This is a genomic window from Paenibacillus lignilyticus (genome assembly GCF_017942085.1).
GTDB classification, from domain to species: domain Bacteria; phylum Bacillota; class Bacilli; order Paenibacillales; family Paenibacillaceae; genus Paenibacillus_Z; species Paenibacillus_Z lignilyticus.
The window spans coordinates 1-16,247 of record NZ_JAGKSP010000041.1 but is presented as its reverse complement, the minus strand read 5'-3'; the positions used below and the strand labels follow the sequence as shown (position 1 = coordinate 16,247).

The following is a 16,247-nucleotide window of genomic DNA, read 5'->3' as shown; positions in this document are numbered from 1 at the left end:
GGTGCCCGGTGCAGCCGCTGCTGCGCAGCAGCCCGCGGCGCCGGCGGAGCGCGGCTTGCGCGTGCGCCGCGGGCTGGCGGCTGCGGCCGCGCTGCTTGCTGCCTGCATTATTGCGCTGCAGGCGGTTGTGGGCGGCTCGCTGGTCGCCAGGCAGGCGCAGGAGCTGCCCGCTGTGTATCAGCTGGAGCAGGGACTGCGGCAGCTGGCCGGCGACAATCCCGCAAGCCGATTCGTCGTCTACACGTGGGAAGAGATGCGTGTGCTGCAATACCTGCATTCGCCGGTAACCAACCGTAGAATCGAAACCTACGATTATTTTATTGCCGATGTGCAGGCGGATCCGGAGGCGACGATTCTATTGACGGATCACGTCCTCAAGGGGTTTGAAGCGCAGGTAGGCTCGTTGCGGGATTGCGTGCAGCCGGTCGCGGTCTATCGGAGCGAGGAGCTGTTTGAGCCGGTCTATAACGAGATTCGTTTATACAAGTGGATAGGGAAACCGAAGAATTAACCTCGCGGGCAGCGGGGTTTTCTTTTTCTCCGTTCAAAATACACTTTTTCTACTGTGCACAGTACTTCTTGAACCTCCTGTTAGACCATCGCATGTTCAGCCTTAGCATCCGCCACTCTCAACCACCTCATAAACACGACTCGCCGCCAAAGCACCTGGCTTCCGCTCCCATTCTTCTCTCTCCCAAATAGGACCAATCTACCGGAAAATTAGCAAGGCAATTTCAGGAAATAAAAGTGATTGACACCTCAGTTGAAAATGATTATCATTGTTAACGGGTCATCTGCAATATGAATTTTATATGAATTTATGTCTGACGGAAGGTGATATGCAATCATGCGTTTGACGTTTACGAAGACCATAATGCTGGTCATGGCGCTATTTTTCTCACTTGCACCAACGGGGGCGTGGGCCTATTCATATGGCGATGCCAATACAGAGGATGTCGCGGAAACCTTTAAGATCGTTGCAGCCTCGCTCAGCAAATCTCCTGCGGACTGGAACACTGCGCTGGCCGCTCATAAAGAAAGACGTGAAGAAATTGCCGCTCATTTCGGCAATTCGGTAGCCGCTACGCTAGATGCTAACTTCAAGTCTCTCAAAGCGAAGGAGACGATTGCCAATTACAAGGCGATTCTTATCATGAACCTTGATCGGCGATTCGAGAACACGCTGAAGGATGTAAGTGATTACACGAACGCGAAGATGCTGCTTGCCAAAGCACGCGCGACCTTCGTTACGCTGTCTCCTTACGCGGAAGCCAAACTCTCATCTGCCAAAATGAGCAGCTTAAGCGCCGACTTTGATGTCGCTCTCGAGTCCATCGGCAATCCGGGATTGTTCGGCGTGGGGCAGAAGGACGCTGACGAGAAAGCGTTGAAAGATGCTGTCAACCGGATTTACAGCGCGCTTAAACCGCTGTTTCCTTATACCGCGTACAAGGAGCCGACCAAACCGGCTGCCGGTGCCGGTACAAGTACAGATAAAGGTACAACCGCAGAACCAAGCACGAACTCAGGCAACACAGATAAAGGCACGACGCAAAAGCCTGATAAACCGGTTACTAAGCCGACCGAGCCTGCTAAGCAGACGGAACAGCCAGCTGACAAGCCGGTTACGGCAGAACCGGACGCGGCAGCGCCGGATGCAGCGGAAACGGCCGATGGTGACAAGCCGGCAGCTGAAGAAGCCGCTCCTACGGATGCAGCGCCTGCTGACGATCAAGCCGCATCGGCGGATGATCAAACGGCAGCAGCCGAAGAGCCTGCTGATACAGCCGATAATCAAGCCACTGATGCTTCGGAGTCAACTGACAATGCAGCAGACGATGCAGCTGCGACTGACAATACGGCAGTAGCGGACGAAGCTGCGGCAGCAGAGCCTGAGACTATTGACGGCACGAAGGAACATGCCGCAATGGCGCGTACGGACAAAACCAATACGGGCGTCACTGTCGGTGTAATCGGCGGCGTCCTCATCATTGGAGCAGGTGCGGTTTGGTTGGCCAGACGCAAAGGGTTTTTCTAAGCAAGTGCAAGCAGCAATCATACCTAATTAAACAAGGAGTGTTCAAAACGATGAACCGATTGAAGAAATCTTTATCCATCCTTCTTACGATTTCAATGCTGGTAGCTGCCGTATTTACTTTCGCAGCAACTGCATTTGCTGATGATGCACCACAGAAAGCACCGGTAAATACCGATGTAGCACCCCAACTGAAAGCTTACCAGAACCTGCTCGACATGTTTGCTCAGAAGAAACCGGTAGCCGATATCAAGAAACAATTCGAAGCGGATTTCAAGCTTAATGTTAAAGGCGTTGACGACAGCATCAAAGCTGGCGACCCCGTCATCAATGAGAATGTCAACTTCGTTCTGGAGAACGCAGTGGCAGGCAAGCTTACATATGAACAAACACAGCAAGCCGTTGATAAAGGTCTGCAATGGTACTTCTACTTCCTGATCAAAAACCTGACAAACGCAGGTGCGAAAGGTGCCCTTACTGCAGGCGACACAGTCAAAGCGCAAGAGTTCATTGACAAGACAGTTGCTGTTTACACCGCTGCCATCGATGCAACAGTGAAAGCAACAGACAGCAAATTCGGCACTTCTACTTCCAAATTGGTAACGGAAACGTTGTTCCCCGCTTTCAAAGCTGATATCGAGAAGAAAGACGTAACATCGCTTAACGTTCACCGTCAATTGCTCGATAAAACGTTGATCAAAGTGTTTGCCCTTGCAACGCTTTCAGCAGCTGATGATGTTCAAAAGGTCGCTGCAGCTGAGAAACCTGCGGCAATCATCAAAGGCTACTTCTACTACATGAGCGTATATGGCTACCTGAAGGGTGGAGACGCTCCTGACGCAGATCTCGTATACAAAGCATTCGCTTCCGGCGATGCGAAACAATTCAACTATGATGCGATCAAGAAAGCTATCATCCGTTGCAACATCGCAAAAGTAAGTGCGTACACAATCGAAGTCCTTGAGAAACTCGAGAAGGGCGATGTAGCTGGCGCAGCTGGTACAGGCGGCGAGCTTTATGGTTTCTTCGCAGCTCTGGAGCCGTTCCTTGGTGCGACATACAAAGAAGCTAAATCCCTGACTGACGAAATTCTTGCAGCTTCCGCTGCAGGCAATGCAGATGCAGTTCGCGCAATCGGCTACAAAATGGCTGCTTATGCAGCAACAGTTGACGGCATTTCCTTCAATGTCGGCGACAAAGAAGTAGCAGTATCGGGCACGGCACAAGAAGTAACGCCTTCTTTCATCGAGAAAGCTACGGGTCGTACGCTCGTACCTACTCGTTACCTGCAATTGCTGGGCTTCCAAGTTGATTTCAACAATACAACGAAAACAGCTTCGGTAACGAAAGATGGCGTAACCCTTGCTCTTACAATTGGCAGCGATGTAGTCCTGAAGAACGGCGAGCCTGTTGCAGACTTCAAGCTGGATCAACCGGTAGTTGTAAAAGACAGCGTGACCTACCTGCCGCTCCGCGCCATTGCTGAGCTTTCCGGGAACCATATCTATTTCGAAAAAGGTCACGTTATCGTAATCAAATAGAGTTATTGCAATCCAATAAGTAGGGGCTTTTCGTTTGCCCACAACCACCGCTTCCCGTCCTCTTTGCAGGGCGGGTTAGCTCATTTTATGAACGGTAAGGAGTGACTCTTCGCATGAATTTGCAAGCCTTTCTCATCACATTTCGCGAAGCGTTCGAAGCCATCTTGATTGTCGGCATTATCATTTCGTATTTAAATCGAATCGGCCAGTCGAAGTGGAACAAGTGGGTGTGGCTCGGGGTTGTTATGGCGATTATCGCCAGCCTTGGCGTGGCCCTGGTCTTCCAAATCGTGCTGGACGGTTATGCGACAATGGGCAGCCGGGAATATTTGCGGATTGGGATTTTGCTGGTATCTGCGGGATTGTTAACCCATATGATCCTGTTTATGAGTAAGCAGAATCGGGAGATGCGAAGTAAGCTGCAGCAGAAAGTAGCGCTTATTCTTACGGCCGGCGGCGCGCTGAATATGATTGTGCATTCCTTCCTTGTTACCCTTCGGGAAGGCGTGGAGACCGTATTTTTCTTTGCTGCTATCTCCTCCGGCGACATTTCCAAGGTTCTGCAAAGCTGGGGAGCGTTGTTCGGATTAGTCGCGGCGGGCGTGCTTGGGATCGTCGTGTTCAAAAGCAGTAAAAAAATTCAGATCAGCACGTTCTTCAGAATTACGAGCGTATTTCTGATCATGATTGCAGCTGGATTGTTCGTCCAAGCGGTTGGCGTCATGCAGGATTTGAAGCTGATAGGCAGCGTCTATCATACGCCGGGCGGCGAGGTTGGCGCGATGTATGATCTGACCTGGTTGATGCCTGAGCATCCGATCGACGAAACGAACTATATTCGCGATACCGGCAATCATCCGATTCTGAACGGTCAAATCGGCATTTTTTTCAAGGCGTTCCTTGGTTATACCCAAGATCCGTCGCTGGAGGAATTCGTATTCTATTGGATGTATTATGGCTTCGTATTTGTCTTGTTAGCGAGGCAGAGGAAGCTTGCAGAGTCGGCAGAGTCGGCGGATAAGAGCGCTTCTATGGAGGGCACTCCGCATGAGGGCCCAAAAAAGTCGGACGATAAAGATATCTCAACTGCTGTGTAATGAATTTTGTTTGGGGCTCCCTTTCGCCATATTTGGCGCAGAGGGAGTCTTTTTTCGTGTATTGGGAAAGGGGGCCGAATCTAGAATACGCTAACGAACCGTAGAGGCTCTATTTAACGGTTCTTGGCAATTTGGGAGCCGATTATTTCAATATAAGACCTCCACGGTTCGTTAGATTTTCGAAGTACCGGAATTCGGCTAAATTAGACCTCTACGGTTCGTTAGAATTTTGAAGCATCGAGATCCCAGCCCTAAAACGTCTCTCTGCGATTACTTACCCTTTTGCAATAGTTTAATTTGCATAAATTTCCAACGGCAGTACATTCTAATGGGGAAAACCTGCGGATTCTGGCCATTTTTGTAAAAAGGAAGCGCATCCAACTACATCATAGACGCAAGTGGCAGGGTTTGTTATAATTGTGAGGGAAAATTGACCAAGGCGTCAGCACCTATCCCGCCCTATAGACTCATACCCATGGAGGCGAATTGTGTGGAGAAGTACATCAACAATTACGTGATTGTGGCGATCTTCATTCTTCTCGGTATCCTGCTTCCGGTGGTTGCTTTGGCTGTCGGCCGTATACTGCGTCCGCACAAACCGAATGAAGAGAAGAAGACCACTTACGAGAGCGGGAATGAGCCCGTCGGTGAGGGGCAGGTCCGTTTTAATGTGCGCTACTATTTGTTCGCGCTCATGTTCGTTATCTTTGATGTCGAAACCGTTTTCCTATACCCTTGGGCCGTTGCGTATAAGCAACTCGGCTTATTTGTGCTTGTCGAAATGGCCATTTTCACAGGATTATTGTTAATTGGACTACTCTACGCCTGGAAGAAGAAGGTGCTCAAATGGAATTCAATTTAGAGTCGATTACGCCAGAGGAACGCAAAGAGCTGGAACGCAACGTATTTATGGGTACGCTGGAGGAACTGAAGGCATGGGCCCGCAGCAACTCGCTTTGGCCGCTGACTTTTGGACTGGCGTGCTGCGCGATTGAGATGATGGGTACGGGCGCCTCCCACTACGACTTGGACCGATTCGGCGTTATGTTCCGCACCTCGCCGCGCCAGTCGGACGTGATGATTGTGGCGGGCACGGTCACGAAGAAGATGGGACCGCTGCTTCGCAGGCTTTATGATCAAATGCCTGAGCCCAAATGGGTAATAGCCATGGGTTCATGCGCAACCGCAGGCGGACCGTATGTGAAATCCTACGCGGTCATGAAGGGCGTCGATCAGATCGTCCCTGTTGATGTGTACATACCGGGCTGTCCGCCGAATCCCGCAGCACTTATCTATGGCATTAATAAACTACAAGAGAAGATCCGCTACGAGGCGAAGACCGGGAAGCGGGTGACGAATCGATGAGTGATGATAAAGCGAAGGATCTGGAGCAGAAAGAGCAGCCGGCGAGCGAAAGCCAGGCGGAGTCGAAGCCGGAGCAACCGGTGAGCGAGACCTCTGCGGAGGCGCAGCCGGCTGAGCCGGCGGCAGCGCCTAGCGAACAAGCTGCCGAGCCTGCCGCGGCAGCGCCGGCAAGTGAGCCCGCGGCGCAGCCGGCAGCGAGCGAGCCTGCAGCGGAGCCGGCGGCACCTGCAGCGAGCGAACCCGCAGCGGAGCAAGCGTCCGCCGCACCGGCGAGTCCGCCGGCGGCCGAGCAAGCTGCCGTTGATCCGGAGCGCGAAGCGAAGCTGAAGGCTGCCGCGGAAGCGCGCGCAGCACGGGCCGCGGCCAAAGCCGCTGCCGGCGGCGAAGCAGGCGGCGGTGCTCCGGCCGGCGATGTCGACGCGGAGAAGGCGGCGAAGATCAAGGCTGCCGAGGAAGCGCGCGCCGCTCGTGCGGCAGCCAAAGCGGCTGCCGAGAGCGAAGCCGCTCCTGCCGAGCCGAAGCCCCCGTCGCCGAAGCAGCCGCAGCTGGATGAAGCCTCGGCCCTCATTCGTTCCATCGTTGCCGATGATGCCATCGTTGAAGCTTACATAAATGAACTAAACGGCCATATGCCGACGCTGGTCATTCGGTCCGAGCGTCTGCTTGAAAGCGCCGAGCTGTTAAAGTCTCATGAGTCGCAGCAATTTGATTACTTGCGGAACTTATCCGGCGTCGATTACGAGACGCATCTGGAAACCGTATATCATCTGGTATCGCTGCAATCGAAGCGGGAGATGACTGTGAAAGTGAAGACGGATCGCGACAATCCGCAAATTCCGTCCGTCGTTCCGATCTGGAACACGGCGAACTGGAATGAGCGCGAGGTGTATGATTTGCTCGGTATTCATTTTCCGGGACATCCCGACCTGCGCCGCATCATGATGCCTGATGATTGGGTGGGGTATCCGCTGCGCAAAGATTACGAACCGCTAGACCCGGAGGTGTGATGAGCCGTGATTCGTACAGAAGAACTGCTGCTTAACGTCGGCCCACAGCATCCCAGCACGCACGGCGTATTCCGCATTGTCGTCAAGCTCGACGGCGAAGTCATTACGGAAGCCACGCCGGTCATGGGCTACCTGCACCGTGGGACCGAGAAGCTTGCGGAGGATTTGAACTATACTCAAATCATTCCTTATACCGACCGGATGGATTACGTCTCGGCGATGACGACCAACTATGTGCTCTGCCATGCGGTAGAGACCATGATGGAGCTTGAAATTCCGGAGCGTGCCGAATTCATGCGGCTGATCGTGATGGAGCTGCAGCGGGTAGCCAGCCACTTGGTGTGGTGGGGCACGTACCTGCTCGATATCGGCGCCATGAGTCCGTTCCTCTTTGCTTTCCGCGACCGCGAAATCATTATCAATTTGTTTAATGAGCTGTGCGGCGCACGATTAACCTACAATTACATGCGCGTTGGCGGGGTCAAATGGGATGCGCCTCCCGGCTGGATCGACAAAGTGCGCGAGTTCATCCCTTATATGGAAGGCAAGCTCGATGAGTACAACAAGCTCATCAGCGGCAACGAAATCTTCCTGGCGCGGATCAAAGGCATCGGACGTTACGATGCGCAGACCGCGATCGACTACGGCCTCTCCGGTGCGAATCTGCGTTCGACGGGCGTGGACTGGGATTTGCGCAAAGCGAAGCCGTACAGCTTGTACGATCGCTTCGAATTCGATGTGCCGGTCGGCAAGAATGGCGATTGCTATGATCGCTATCTGATCCGTCTGGAAGAAATTCGACAATCGCTTCGCATCTTAAAACAAGCCGTGGAGCAATTCCCGTCCTCCGGCGATGTGATGGGCAAGGTTCCCCGCGTCATACGGCCGCCGGCCGGCGAGCTCTATGTCGCGATCGAATCGCCGCGAGGCGAGATCGGCTGCCATATCGTCTCCAAAGGCAAAGCGGAGCCGTACCGGCTTAAATTCCGTCGCCCTTCCTTCGTGAACCTGCAAATCTTGCCGAAGCTGTTAGTCGGGGAAACCATGACGAACCTCATTACCATTCTGGGCGGCATTGATATCGTCGTAGGGGAGGTTGACTGCTAATGGGATCTTGGCTCGAAGAAACGCTGACGTGGGGAAACGCGCTGCTGTTCTTCCTATGGGGCGTCATCCTGCTCGTTATCGTACTCGGCTTCGTAACCTATGCGATCTTCTTCGAACGTAAGGTTATCGGCTGGATGCAATACCGGATCGGTCCGAACCGCGTTGGCCCTTGGGGCTTGCTGCAATCGGTAGCCGATATTACGAAGCTGCTCATTAAAGAAGATACCATTCCGCGCAAAGCGGATCGGATGCTGTTCATTCTCGCGCCCGCGCTTGCGTATGTGCCTGCTTTTGCCGTGCTGGCGGTTATCCCGTATACGCAAAAGCTTTATTTTGCCGATATCAACGTGGGTTTGCTCTATTATGTGGCGCTGTCGGGCATCTCGACCATTGCCATCGTGCTGGGCGGGTGGTCGTCCAACAACAAATACGCGCTGCTCGGCGGGATGCGTTCCGCTGCACAGATGATCAGTTATGAAGTGCCGCTCGTCATCTCCGTGGTCGGCGTCATCATGATGTCGGGCTCGCTCAACCTCCGCACCATCGCGGAGCAGCAGGGGGATTGGTTCTGGCAGTGGAACTTCATTCCGCAAATCATCGGCTTCGTCATCTTCGTCATCGCGGCCGTATCGGAGCTCAACCGTACGCCGTTTGACTTGCCGGAGGCGGAATCGGAGCTTGTGGCCGGTTATCACGTCGAATACAGCGGCTTCCGCTTTGCATTCTTCATGCTGACAGAGTATGTGTACGTGTATGCCATTGCGGCGCTCACGACCGTCTTGTTCCTCGGCGGCTGGCACGCACCGGCACCGTTCCTTACCTGGATCCCGGGCATCATCTGGTTCCTGCTCAAGTTCTCGTCGATCGTCTTCTTCTTGTTCTGGATTCGGGCGTCGATGCCGCGTATCCGCGTGGATCAGCTGATGGGACTGGGCTGGAAGGTGCTGCTGCCGGTAGCGATTCTGAACGTGTTTCTGACGGCGGTCTATATGGAATTGTTCGTAAAATAAACTTCAATCTTTAGAGCAGGCGGATGGCCTGACGCGGAGTGAAGTGTCTCTAGCAAATATGGCAGTAAAGTTCAGGAGGGAACTGGAATGAGAGGTCTCTTAAAAGGGCTTGGTGTTACGCTCAAATCAATGACCGAGAAAAAAGTTACCACTTCCTATCCCGATGTGCCGATCGTCATGCCGGATCGCTACCGCGGCATCCAGCATTTTGAACCGGACAAATGCATCGTGTGCAATCAGTGTGTACGTATATGTCCGACGGAGTGCATTTCCCTTGTGGGGAAGGCGAACCCGGATCCGGACAAAAAAGGGAAGGTCATCGACACCTACGACATCAACTTCGAAATCTGCATTCTCTGCGATCTGTGCACGGAAGTATGTCCGACCGAAGCGATTGTCATGACGGGGAATTTCGAATTGGCATCCTACAGCCGGGATGAGCTGTTCAAGGATCTCAAATGGCTGGATGAGAACAACCGCAACGTCCGCCAAGACAATAACAATATCGGTGCTCCCGCAGCGGCCAAGGGAGGAGCGAAATAGACGATGTTCAATTTCAATTTCTCCGGTGAATTCGTCGCATTCTTCGTCTTCTCCGTTCTGATTATCAGCGGTGCCGTATTGATGGTCAGCTTCACCAAAGTCGTGCACATGGTCGTCTCGCTCGCCGCCGTATTCATCGGCATTGCCGGTATGTTCGTCCTGCTGGAAGCGGAGTTTCTGGCTTTCGTGCAGGTGCTCATTTACGCGGGAGCGGTCTCCATTCTGATGATCTTCGGCATTATGATGACCAAGCATCAGGAGGCTGAAGCCGAGCAGGCTAAGCCGCTTCGCGAAACGCTGACGGCAATCGGCGCGCTTGCGCTGTTCGGCATTCTGTTCTATGCCATCCGCCAGTCGGAGTTTCCGGAGCCGGAGCAGCCGCTGATGCAGTCGTCGGCGGACAACACGATGGAGATCGGGAAGCTGCTGTTTACCGGCTATGTCATTCCGTTCGAGCTCGTATCGGTGCTGCTGACGGTTGCCTTCATCGGGGCAATCGTGCTGGCGAAGAAGGAGGCCGAATAGGATGTTATCTTCATATCTAACGATGGCCGCAATTCTGTTCTGTATCGGACTTTATGGTGCGCTTGTCAAAAGAAATGCCGTCATCATCCTACTGTCCATTGAGCTCATGCTGAACGCAGTGAACCTCAACCTCGTCGCATTCTCCAAGTATGGCGTCGTTCCTTCGCTGACAGGACAAATGTTCACCCTGTTCAGCATTGCCGTAGCAGCTGCCGAGGCGGCTGTCGGAATCGCCGTACTGATTGCGCTGTTCCGCGCGCGCGGGACTGTCAATGCGGATGAGTATGACGAAATGAGGAGGTAACGGCATGGATACAAGTTTCTCACAATCAGCCTGGCTGATTCCGCTCTTCCCGTTCGCGGCTTTCCTGCTGCTGCTTGCCTTCGGGCGCGGCCAACGAATGCTTGGCGTAACGCTCGGTGCTGTTAGCTCCTTTGCGGCTCTGGTGCTGTCGATTCTCGTCTTGATCGAGCATATGACGGACGGTTCTGCTTATTATCAATATGCGTTCAAATGGATCGAGCTCGGCAGTCTCGTCATGAATGCCGGCTTCGAGGTCACGAATTTAACGGCGATCATGCTCGTAGTCGTGACATCCGTCAGTTTTCTGGTGAATGTGTACTCTGCAGGCTATATGAAGACCGATGAACGGATTTCCGTCTTCTACAGCTATGTAGCGCTCTTTACGTTCTCGATGCTGGGCCTCGTGCTGGCGGATAATATGCTGACGCTCTATATTTTCTGGGAGCTGGTAGGGGTATGTTCGTTCCTGCTAGTTGGGTTCTGGTATAGCAAACCGGAGGCAAAAGCTGCTGCCAAGAAAGCGTTCATCGTGACGCGGATTGGCGATGCGGGCTTGCTGCTCGGCATCCTGCTGCTCTATTGGTACATGCCGGATCACGCGCTTGATTTTGTGCGAATCGGCAATGCCTTTGACGGTGGCACAGGTGTAATCGCGGCGGGTGTAACCACCTGGATTGCGATCTTGATCTTCATCGGCGCTGTCGGCAAATCCGGTCAGTTTCCGCTTCATGTCTGGCTTCCGGATGCGATGGAGGGTCCGACGCCAATCAGTGCGCTGATCCATGCCGCAACGATGGTTGCCGCAGGGATCTATCTCGTTGCACGGACCTTTGATATTTTCCAAGCTTCGCAAACGGCCATGGACATCGTCGCTTATGTAGGCGGCTTTACCGCCATATTCGCCGCTACCATCGGCGTAGCGCAGAACGACATTAAGCGAATCCTCGCTTACTCCACGGTCAGCCAGCTGGGCTACATGATGATGGCGCTCGGCCTTGGTTCGATGACAGGCGGAATCTTTCATCTCTTCACCCATGCGTTCTTCAAAGCGCTGCTCTTCCTCGGAGCGGGCAGCGTCATTCATGCCGTACATACGCAAAACATTCACGAGATGGGCGGCTTAAGCTCCAAAATGCGAATCACCACCTGGACGTTCGGCATCGGGGCGCTCGCGCTCTCCGGTATTCCGCCGTTCTCCGGCTTCTGGTCCAAAGATATGATTCTCAACGAGGCGCTTCATGAGAAGCCGTTGCTCTTCGTAGTAGGCGTGATAGCGGCGTTCTTCACCGCTTTCTATATGTCGAGGCTGTTCTTTCTCGTCTTTATGGGCAAGCCGAAGGGCGATCATGCGCATGAGTCGCCGTCCTCGATGACGATTCCGTTAATCATCCTTGCGGTGCTGGCGGTTGTGGCAGGTTTTGTTCAAACGCCTTGGAACGACACGCTCGGAACTTGGTTAACGGACGGTGCGGAGAAAGAGCATGGCGGCGGAGGTCTCGTCATGGTGATTTCCGCAGCTGTCGGTCTACTGGGCTTGTATCTGGGCTGGCTGGTCTTCGTAAAAGGGACCATTGCACGCGATGCGGTATCTTCAAGAGCGCCATGGCTGGTAAGGCTGCTCGAGCGCAAATATTACATGGATGAGCTGTACGACATGCTGCTGGTGCGTCCGCTGCGCGGGCTGGGACAGCTGCTGAATATGGTGGATGACTACGTGGTGGATGGACTTGTTCGTGTGGCAGGCGGAACGGCAGTGCTGTTTGGCCGCGGCGGAACAAGGCTGCAATCCGGACAAATCCAAACCTATGGATTGGTTACGCTGCTAGGACTCGTCGTTCTCATTGTGGCAATCGTCGGAAGGAGGTTCTGGTAATGCTGGCTGATCTTCCGATTCTCTCTCTTATTACGTTTTCTCCGCTGCTAGGCATTTTGGTGCTTCTGTTTCTGCCCAAGCATCGGAGCCGCTGGCTGAAGGTGGTTGCGATCACGGCTACGATTCTTCCTTTGCTGCTGTCGCTATGGCTGTATGCCGATTATGACGGCACCAAGGGCGGGAAGGGCTATGAAGAGCAGGTTACCTGGATTAATACTTCGCTGAACAAAGAAGCGGTAGGCGATGTGAGCTCCTATTCGTTCACTTTCCAATATCACATGGGCATCGACGGTTTGTCGCTGCCGTTGCTGCTACTGACTACCATTGTAGGTGTCATGGCTGCGCTGGCTTCGGTCCACGTGAAGAAACGATGGAAGGCGTTCTACATCTGGTTCTTGCTCCTTGAGGTCGGCATGATCGGGGTATTCCTGGCGCGAGATGTTTTCTTGTTCTTCGTCTTCTTCGAGATGACGCTCATTCCGATGTTCTTCTTAATCGGGATCTGGGGTTATATGAACCGCGAGAAAGCGGCGAATAAGTTTCTGCTCTATAACGGGATCGGCTCTGCGATCATGCTGCTGGCATTCGTGCTGCTTGTCTCCACGGCAGGCTTCAGCGTGGAACAGCTGCCGGAGAAACAGCAGACGAACCTGAGCTACAGCGGCAGCTACGAAGTCATCAGCTCGAATCTGACGAGTCCGGACTCTTATGTGAATATGTCGTCGGAACAGATGCAGGGGCAGGATAATCCGCTCTATCTCTCCGAGCGGATGCGCTGGGTTATCTTCCTGCTGTTATTGATCGCATTCGGTATTAAGCTGCCGATTTTCCCGTTCCATACGTGGATGCTGCAGGTACATGCCGAAGCGCCGCCTTCCGTCGTCATGATACACTCCGGCGTGCTGCTCAAGATGGGGGCGTATGGTTTACTCCGATTCGGCGTATTCATGTTCCCGGGGGTAGCGAAGGATTGGGCGGTGGCGCTGGCCATACTCGGCGTCGTTAACATTCTGTATGGCGCGATTCTGGCGCTCGTGCAGAAAGAATTCAAGCTCGTGCTTGCCTACTCCTCGATCAGTCATATGGGGATCGTGCTGCTCGGGATCGCTTCCTTTAATGAAATCGGGCTGAACGGTGCGCTCATTCAATTGATCTCGCATGGGCTAATCTCCGCGCTCCTGTTCTTGGTCGTGGGCAGCATCTACGAACGTACGGGTTCGACGGAGCTCAAGGACCTCGGCGGTTTGGCCAGAAGCATGCCGTTTATGAGCGGCATTCTGCTGACAGCCGGTATGGCCTCGCTCGGATTGCCCGGCTTGTCCGGATTCGTAGGCGAGTTCCTCTCGTTCTTGGGGCTGTTTGATTCCATGCGAGTCATTACGGGCATTGCGGTGCTTGGCGTCATTCTCACTGCAATCTATGTGCTTCGAAGCATACTTGGCATTACTTTCGGCACGATGCCGGAACGGTTCGCGGCGGCACGGGATGTGCGCCTGATTGAAGCAGTGCCGATGATTACGCTGCTGGCTTTCATCGTACTGATCGGGGTGTACCCGGCTGTTCTGACGGAGCCGATGAAGCATGGCTTTGACATGCTGCTTCAGCAACTTACAGAGAAGGCGGGGAGGTAGACGATGGAAGCTGCACAACAACAGCTGCAATCGCTCTCCTGGAGCGATGCAGGCTATCTCGCCCCGGAATGGATATTGATCGCATTTACGATTGTGCTGGCGGTACTGGATCTATTCCTGCCGCGTCGTTCGAGCAGGAGCGTTATTGGCTGGTTGACGCTGGGCGGCATATTGACCTCGCTTGGTTTTGTCGTTTGGCGGATGCTGGATATGGCTTCTAAGACGGCGGATGCGGAAGCGGCCGGTCAAGCGATGAGCGGCGTCATTCGAATCATGGCCGACAGCTACCGGATCGATTATTTCTCCAGCATGCTTAAGATCGTGTTCCTGGCGGCAACCGCACTGATCGTGCTGATGAGCCTGGGCACGGTGAAACGCTCGGATATCGTGGATAAAGGCGAATTCTATTATTTGCTGCTCCCGGCAGTCGTCGGTGCGATGATTATGGCTTCCTCGGGAGATCTGATTACGCTCTACATCGGGCTGGAGCTTTTAAGCATTACGACTTACGTGCTCGTCGGTATTCGCAAGCAGTCGGTGCAATCGTCCGAGGCCGCGTTTAAATACGTGGTGACGGGCGGTATCTCCTCGGCGCTGATTCTGTTCGGGATGTCGTACCTCTATGGGATTACGGGGGCGACCAATCTTGGCGCTATTGCGCAAGGCGTTCAGCAGCATGCGGCCGACTTCCCGGCGCTGCTCTATGTCGGGTTCTTCTTCATCTTAGCGGGCCTTGGCATCAAAATCGCCGCAGCTCCGTTTCATTACTGGGCAGCGGACGTCTACCAAGGCGCGCCTACGCCGATTACGGCTTTCCTGGCTGTCGTCTCCAAAGGCGCGGCATTCGCGGTTATTTTCCGCATCGTGTACAACGTGGCCTTCTATGCTTCTTCGCCGGAGAAGCCGATTGCCGATGATATTTTCCTGGCGCTCAACGTGATGGCAGCCGCTGCGATGCTGGTCGGCTCGACGATGGCGCTTCGCCAATTTAATGTGAAACGGCTTATTGCGTTGTCCGGCGTAGCGAATGCAGGTTACCTGCTCGTTCCGCTTGGACTATCCCTCAAGGGCATGCATGCTTCGAATTTCGGGGAGTTTATCTTCTATCTCGCCGCTTACCTGTTGATGACGATCGGTGCGCTTACCGTATTCACCGTCATTAGCAAGTCGGCCGAAACCGATGAAGTAGGCGGCTTCTCAGGTCTCTATTACAGGGCGCCGTGGACCGCAGTGGCGATGGTCGTCTTCGTCCTCTCGTTAGCCGGTCTTCCGATTACGGGCGGTTTCTTCGGGAAGCTGTTTATCCTGCTTGGCGCTGCGCAGTCTCATCTCTACTGGATTGCGGCCATAATGGTTGTGAGCAGCGTGATCTCGTACTATTTCTACTTCGGCATCATCCGGCAGATGTTCATGCGGGCTACTATTGATAATGAAGTGCAAGTTCCGGTCACCAGCGGCATCGTCATCTGGCTGTGCACTGCTGCTACCGTGGCGCTCGGTATCGTGCCAAGCCCGGTGCTGAACTGGATGAACGCCCATTTCTCGATTGTAAATGATTTGTTTGTCCGATAGCGGGGCGGCGAAGTAGGGTTGAATGAGGGTCGAAAGGACGAGGAGCGGGCCTGCGGGTCCGCTCTTTTGTTATGTTTCACGAGGGGAAGCGGAGCCGATCGATTGGACAAGCTGAAAAAGGGATCATGGGGGTACTTTTTCGCGGGAGTGCTTGTCCTAGTTCTTTATACTCGGAATTCAACGAATCTTTAGATTAAGTCAGGCATATCGGCGCATAAACATCGGAGTAAACGGCAATAAAAGCGGGACTATCGACCTTTTAATTGTTGTTTCTACAATTTCCTTAAAGGAGAATGGGACTCCGGAAGCGAAACGTTTCAGATCACAGGCTGTGGGTTAAAGCCAGACTAAGATGACTCAAAAAAATGACTCACTCCACTCCAATCCATTGGGGAATCTATCACTTGTATGAAGCCGAAAGGGACAGTGGCTGTTATGCCGACACTAGTCTGTAAGGATACGTTTTATTCCGCGATGCGCCATTCCGGCCGCCTTCGCCTCGCCGCTGCGGCGGCGTTTGCGCCGCGCCGCGCGCTGCTGCACGGGGCGCTCGCAGCGCTGCTGCTCTGGAGCGCCTCTGCCGGCGCGGCACCCGCCGCCGCCGCAGGGGCCGCTCCTGTGGCCTCGCCGCCTGCGG

15 protein-coding genes and 1 pseudogene are annotated in these 16,247 nt (G+C 53.8%); all 16 read left to right on the top strand.

The genetic code is table 11. From position 1 onward, the window contains the following. Positions 1–511, top strand: a pseudogene (locus I8J30_RS32485) (hypothetical protein); the annotation flags it as partial. A 336-nt stretch (positions 512–847) separates the two neighbouring features. Beyond that, the gene (locus I8J30_RS32480; protein ID WP_210664480.1) at positions 848–2,038 is read left to right on the top strand and encodes a hypothetical protein; all 1,191 of its coding nucleotides are present in this window, start codon (positions 848–850) and stop codon (positions 2,036–2,038) included. 50 nt (positions 2,039–2,088) lie between these two features. Then, positions 2,089–3,576 carry a copper amine oxidase N-terminal domain-containing protein gene (locus tag I8J30_RS32475; protein WP_210664479.1) on the top strand — a complete coding sequence of 496 codons (1,488 nt, stop codon included), beginning with the start codon at positions 2,089–2,091 and terminating at the stop codon, positions 3,574–3,576. A gap of 113 nt (positions 3,577–3,689) precedes the next feature. After that, positions 3,690–4,673 carry an FTR1 family iron permease gene (locus I8J30_RS32470; RefSeq protein WP_210664478.1) on the top strand — a complete coding sequence of 328 codons (984 nt, stop codon included), beginning with the start codon at positions 3,690–3,692 and terminating at the stop codon, positions 4,671–4,673. Between the two features lie 475 nt (positions 4,674–5,148). Beyond that, complete coding sequence (locus I8J30_RS32465; RefSeq protein WP_210664477.1) at positions 5,149–5,535, top strand: NADH-quinone oxidoreductase subunit A; 387 nt, start codon at positions 5,149–5,151, stop codon at positions 5,533–5,535. Beyond that, the gene (locus I8J30_RS32460) at positions 5,520–6,038 is read left to right on the top strand and encodes a NuoB/complex I 20 kDa subunit family protein (RefSeq protein ID WP_090982261.1); all 519 of its coding nucleotides are present in this window, start codon (positions 5,520–5,522) and stop codon (positions 6,036–6,038) included. The genes I8J30_RS32465 and I8J30_RS32460 overlap by 16 nt, the downstream gene beginning before the upstream one ends. Further along, positions 6,035–7,045, top strand: coding sequence for an NADH-quinone oxidoreductase subunit C (locus I8J30_RS33845; protein WP_210664476.1), 1,011 nt, complete (start codon positions 6,035–6,037; stop codon positions 7,043–7,045). The genes I8J30_RS32460 and I8J30_RS33845 overlap by 4 nt, the downstream gene beginning before the upstream one ends. Positions 7,046–7,051: 6 nt before the next feature. Continuing rightward, positions 7,052–8,152, top strand: coding sequence for an NADH-quinone oxidoreductase subunit D (locus I8J30_RS32450; RefSeq protein ID WP_091224977.1), 1,101 nt, complete (start codon positions 7,052–7,054; stop codon positions 8,150–8,152). After that, on the top strand, positions 8,152–9,162 hold the full coding sequence (gene nuoH / locus I8J30_RS32445) for an NADH-quinone oxidoreductase subunit NuoH (RefSeq protein ID WP_091224978.1): 1,011 nt from the start codon (positions 8,152–8,154) through the stop codon (positions 9,160–9,162). Before I8J30_RS32450 ends, nuoH begins: the two co-directional genes overlap by 1 nt. Before the next feature lie 87 nt (positions 9,163–9,249). Further along, complete coding sequence (nuoI, locus tag I8J30_RS32440; protein WP_091224979.1) at positions 9,250–9,705, top strand: NADH-quinone oxidoreductase subunit NuoI; 456 nt, start codon at positions 9,250–9,252, stop codon at positions 9,703–9,705. A 3-nt stretch (positions 9,706–9,708) separates the two neighbouring features. Next, the gene (locus I8J30_RS32435; RefSeq protein ID WP_210664475.1) at positions 9,709–10,230 is read left to right on the top strand and encodes an NADH-quinone oxidoreductase subunit J; all 522 of its coding nucleotides are present in this window, start codon (positions 9,709–9,711) and stop codon (positions 10,228–10,230) included. A gap of 1 nt (position 10,231) precedes the next feature. Further along, positions 10,232–10,534 carry an NADH-quinone oxidoreductase subunit NuoK gene (nuoK, locus tag I8J30_RS32430; protein ID WP_090982274.1) on the top strand — a complete coding sequence of 101 codons (303 nt, stop codon included), beginning with the start codon at positions 10,232–10,234 and terminating at the stop codon, positions 10,532–10,534. A 4-nt stretch (positions 10,535–10,538) separates the two neighbouring features. Then, a complete protein-coding gene (gene nuoL, locus I8J30_RS32425) occupies positions 10,539–12,407 on the top strand; it encodes an NADH-quinone oxidoreductase subunit L (protein ID WP_210664474.1) in 1,869 nt (622 codons plus the stop codon). Beyond that, a complete protein-coding gene (locus tag I8J30_RS32420; RefSeq protein ID WP_210664473.1) occupies positions 12,407–14,038 on the top strand; it encodes a complex I subunit 4 family protein in 1,632 nt (543 codons plus the stop codon). The genes nuoL and I8J30_RS32420 overlap by 1 nt, the downstream gene beginning before the upstream one ends. Positions 14,039–14,041: 3 nt before the next feature. Then, positions 14,042–15,610: an NADH-quinone oxidoreductase subunit N gene (locus I8J30_RS32415; RefSeq protein ID WP_210664472.1), complete on the top strand. Its 1,569-nt coding sequence runs from the start codon at positions 14,042–14,044 to the stop codon at positions 15,608–15,610. Between the two features lie 408 nt (positions 15,611–16,018). Beyond that, on the top strand, positions 16,019–16,247 hold a 229-nt coding region (locus I8J30_RS32410), incomplete at its 3' end, for a hypothetical protein (protein WP_210664471.1).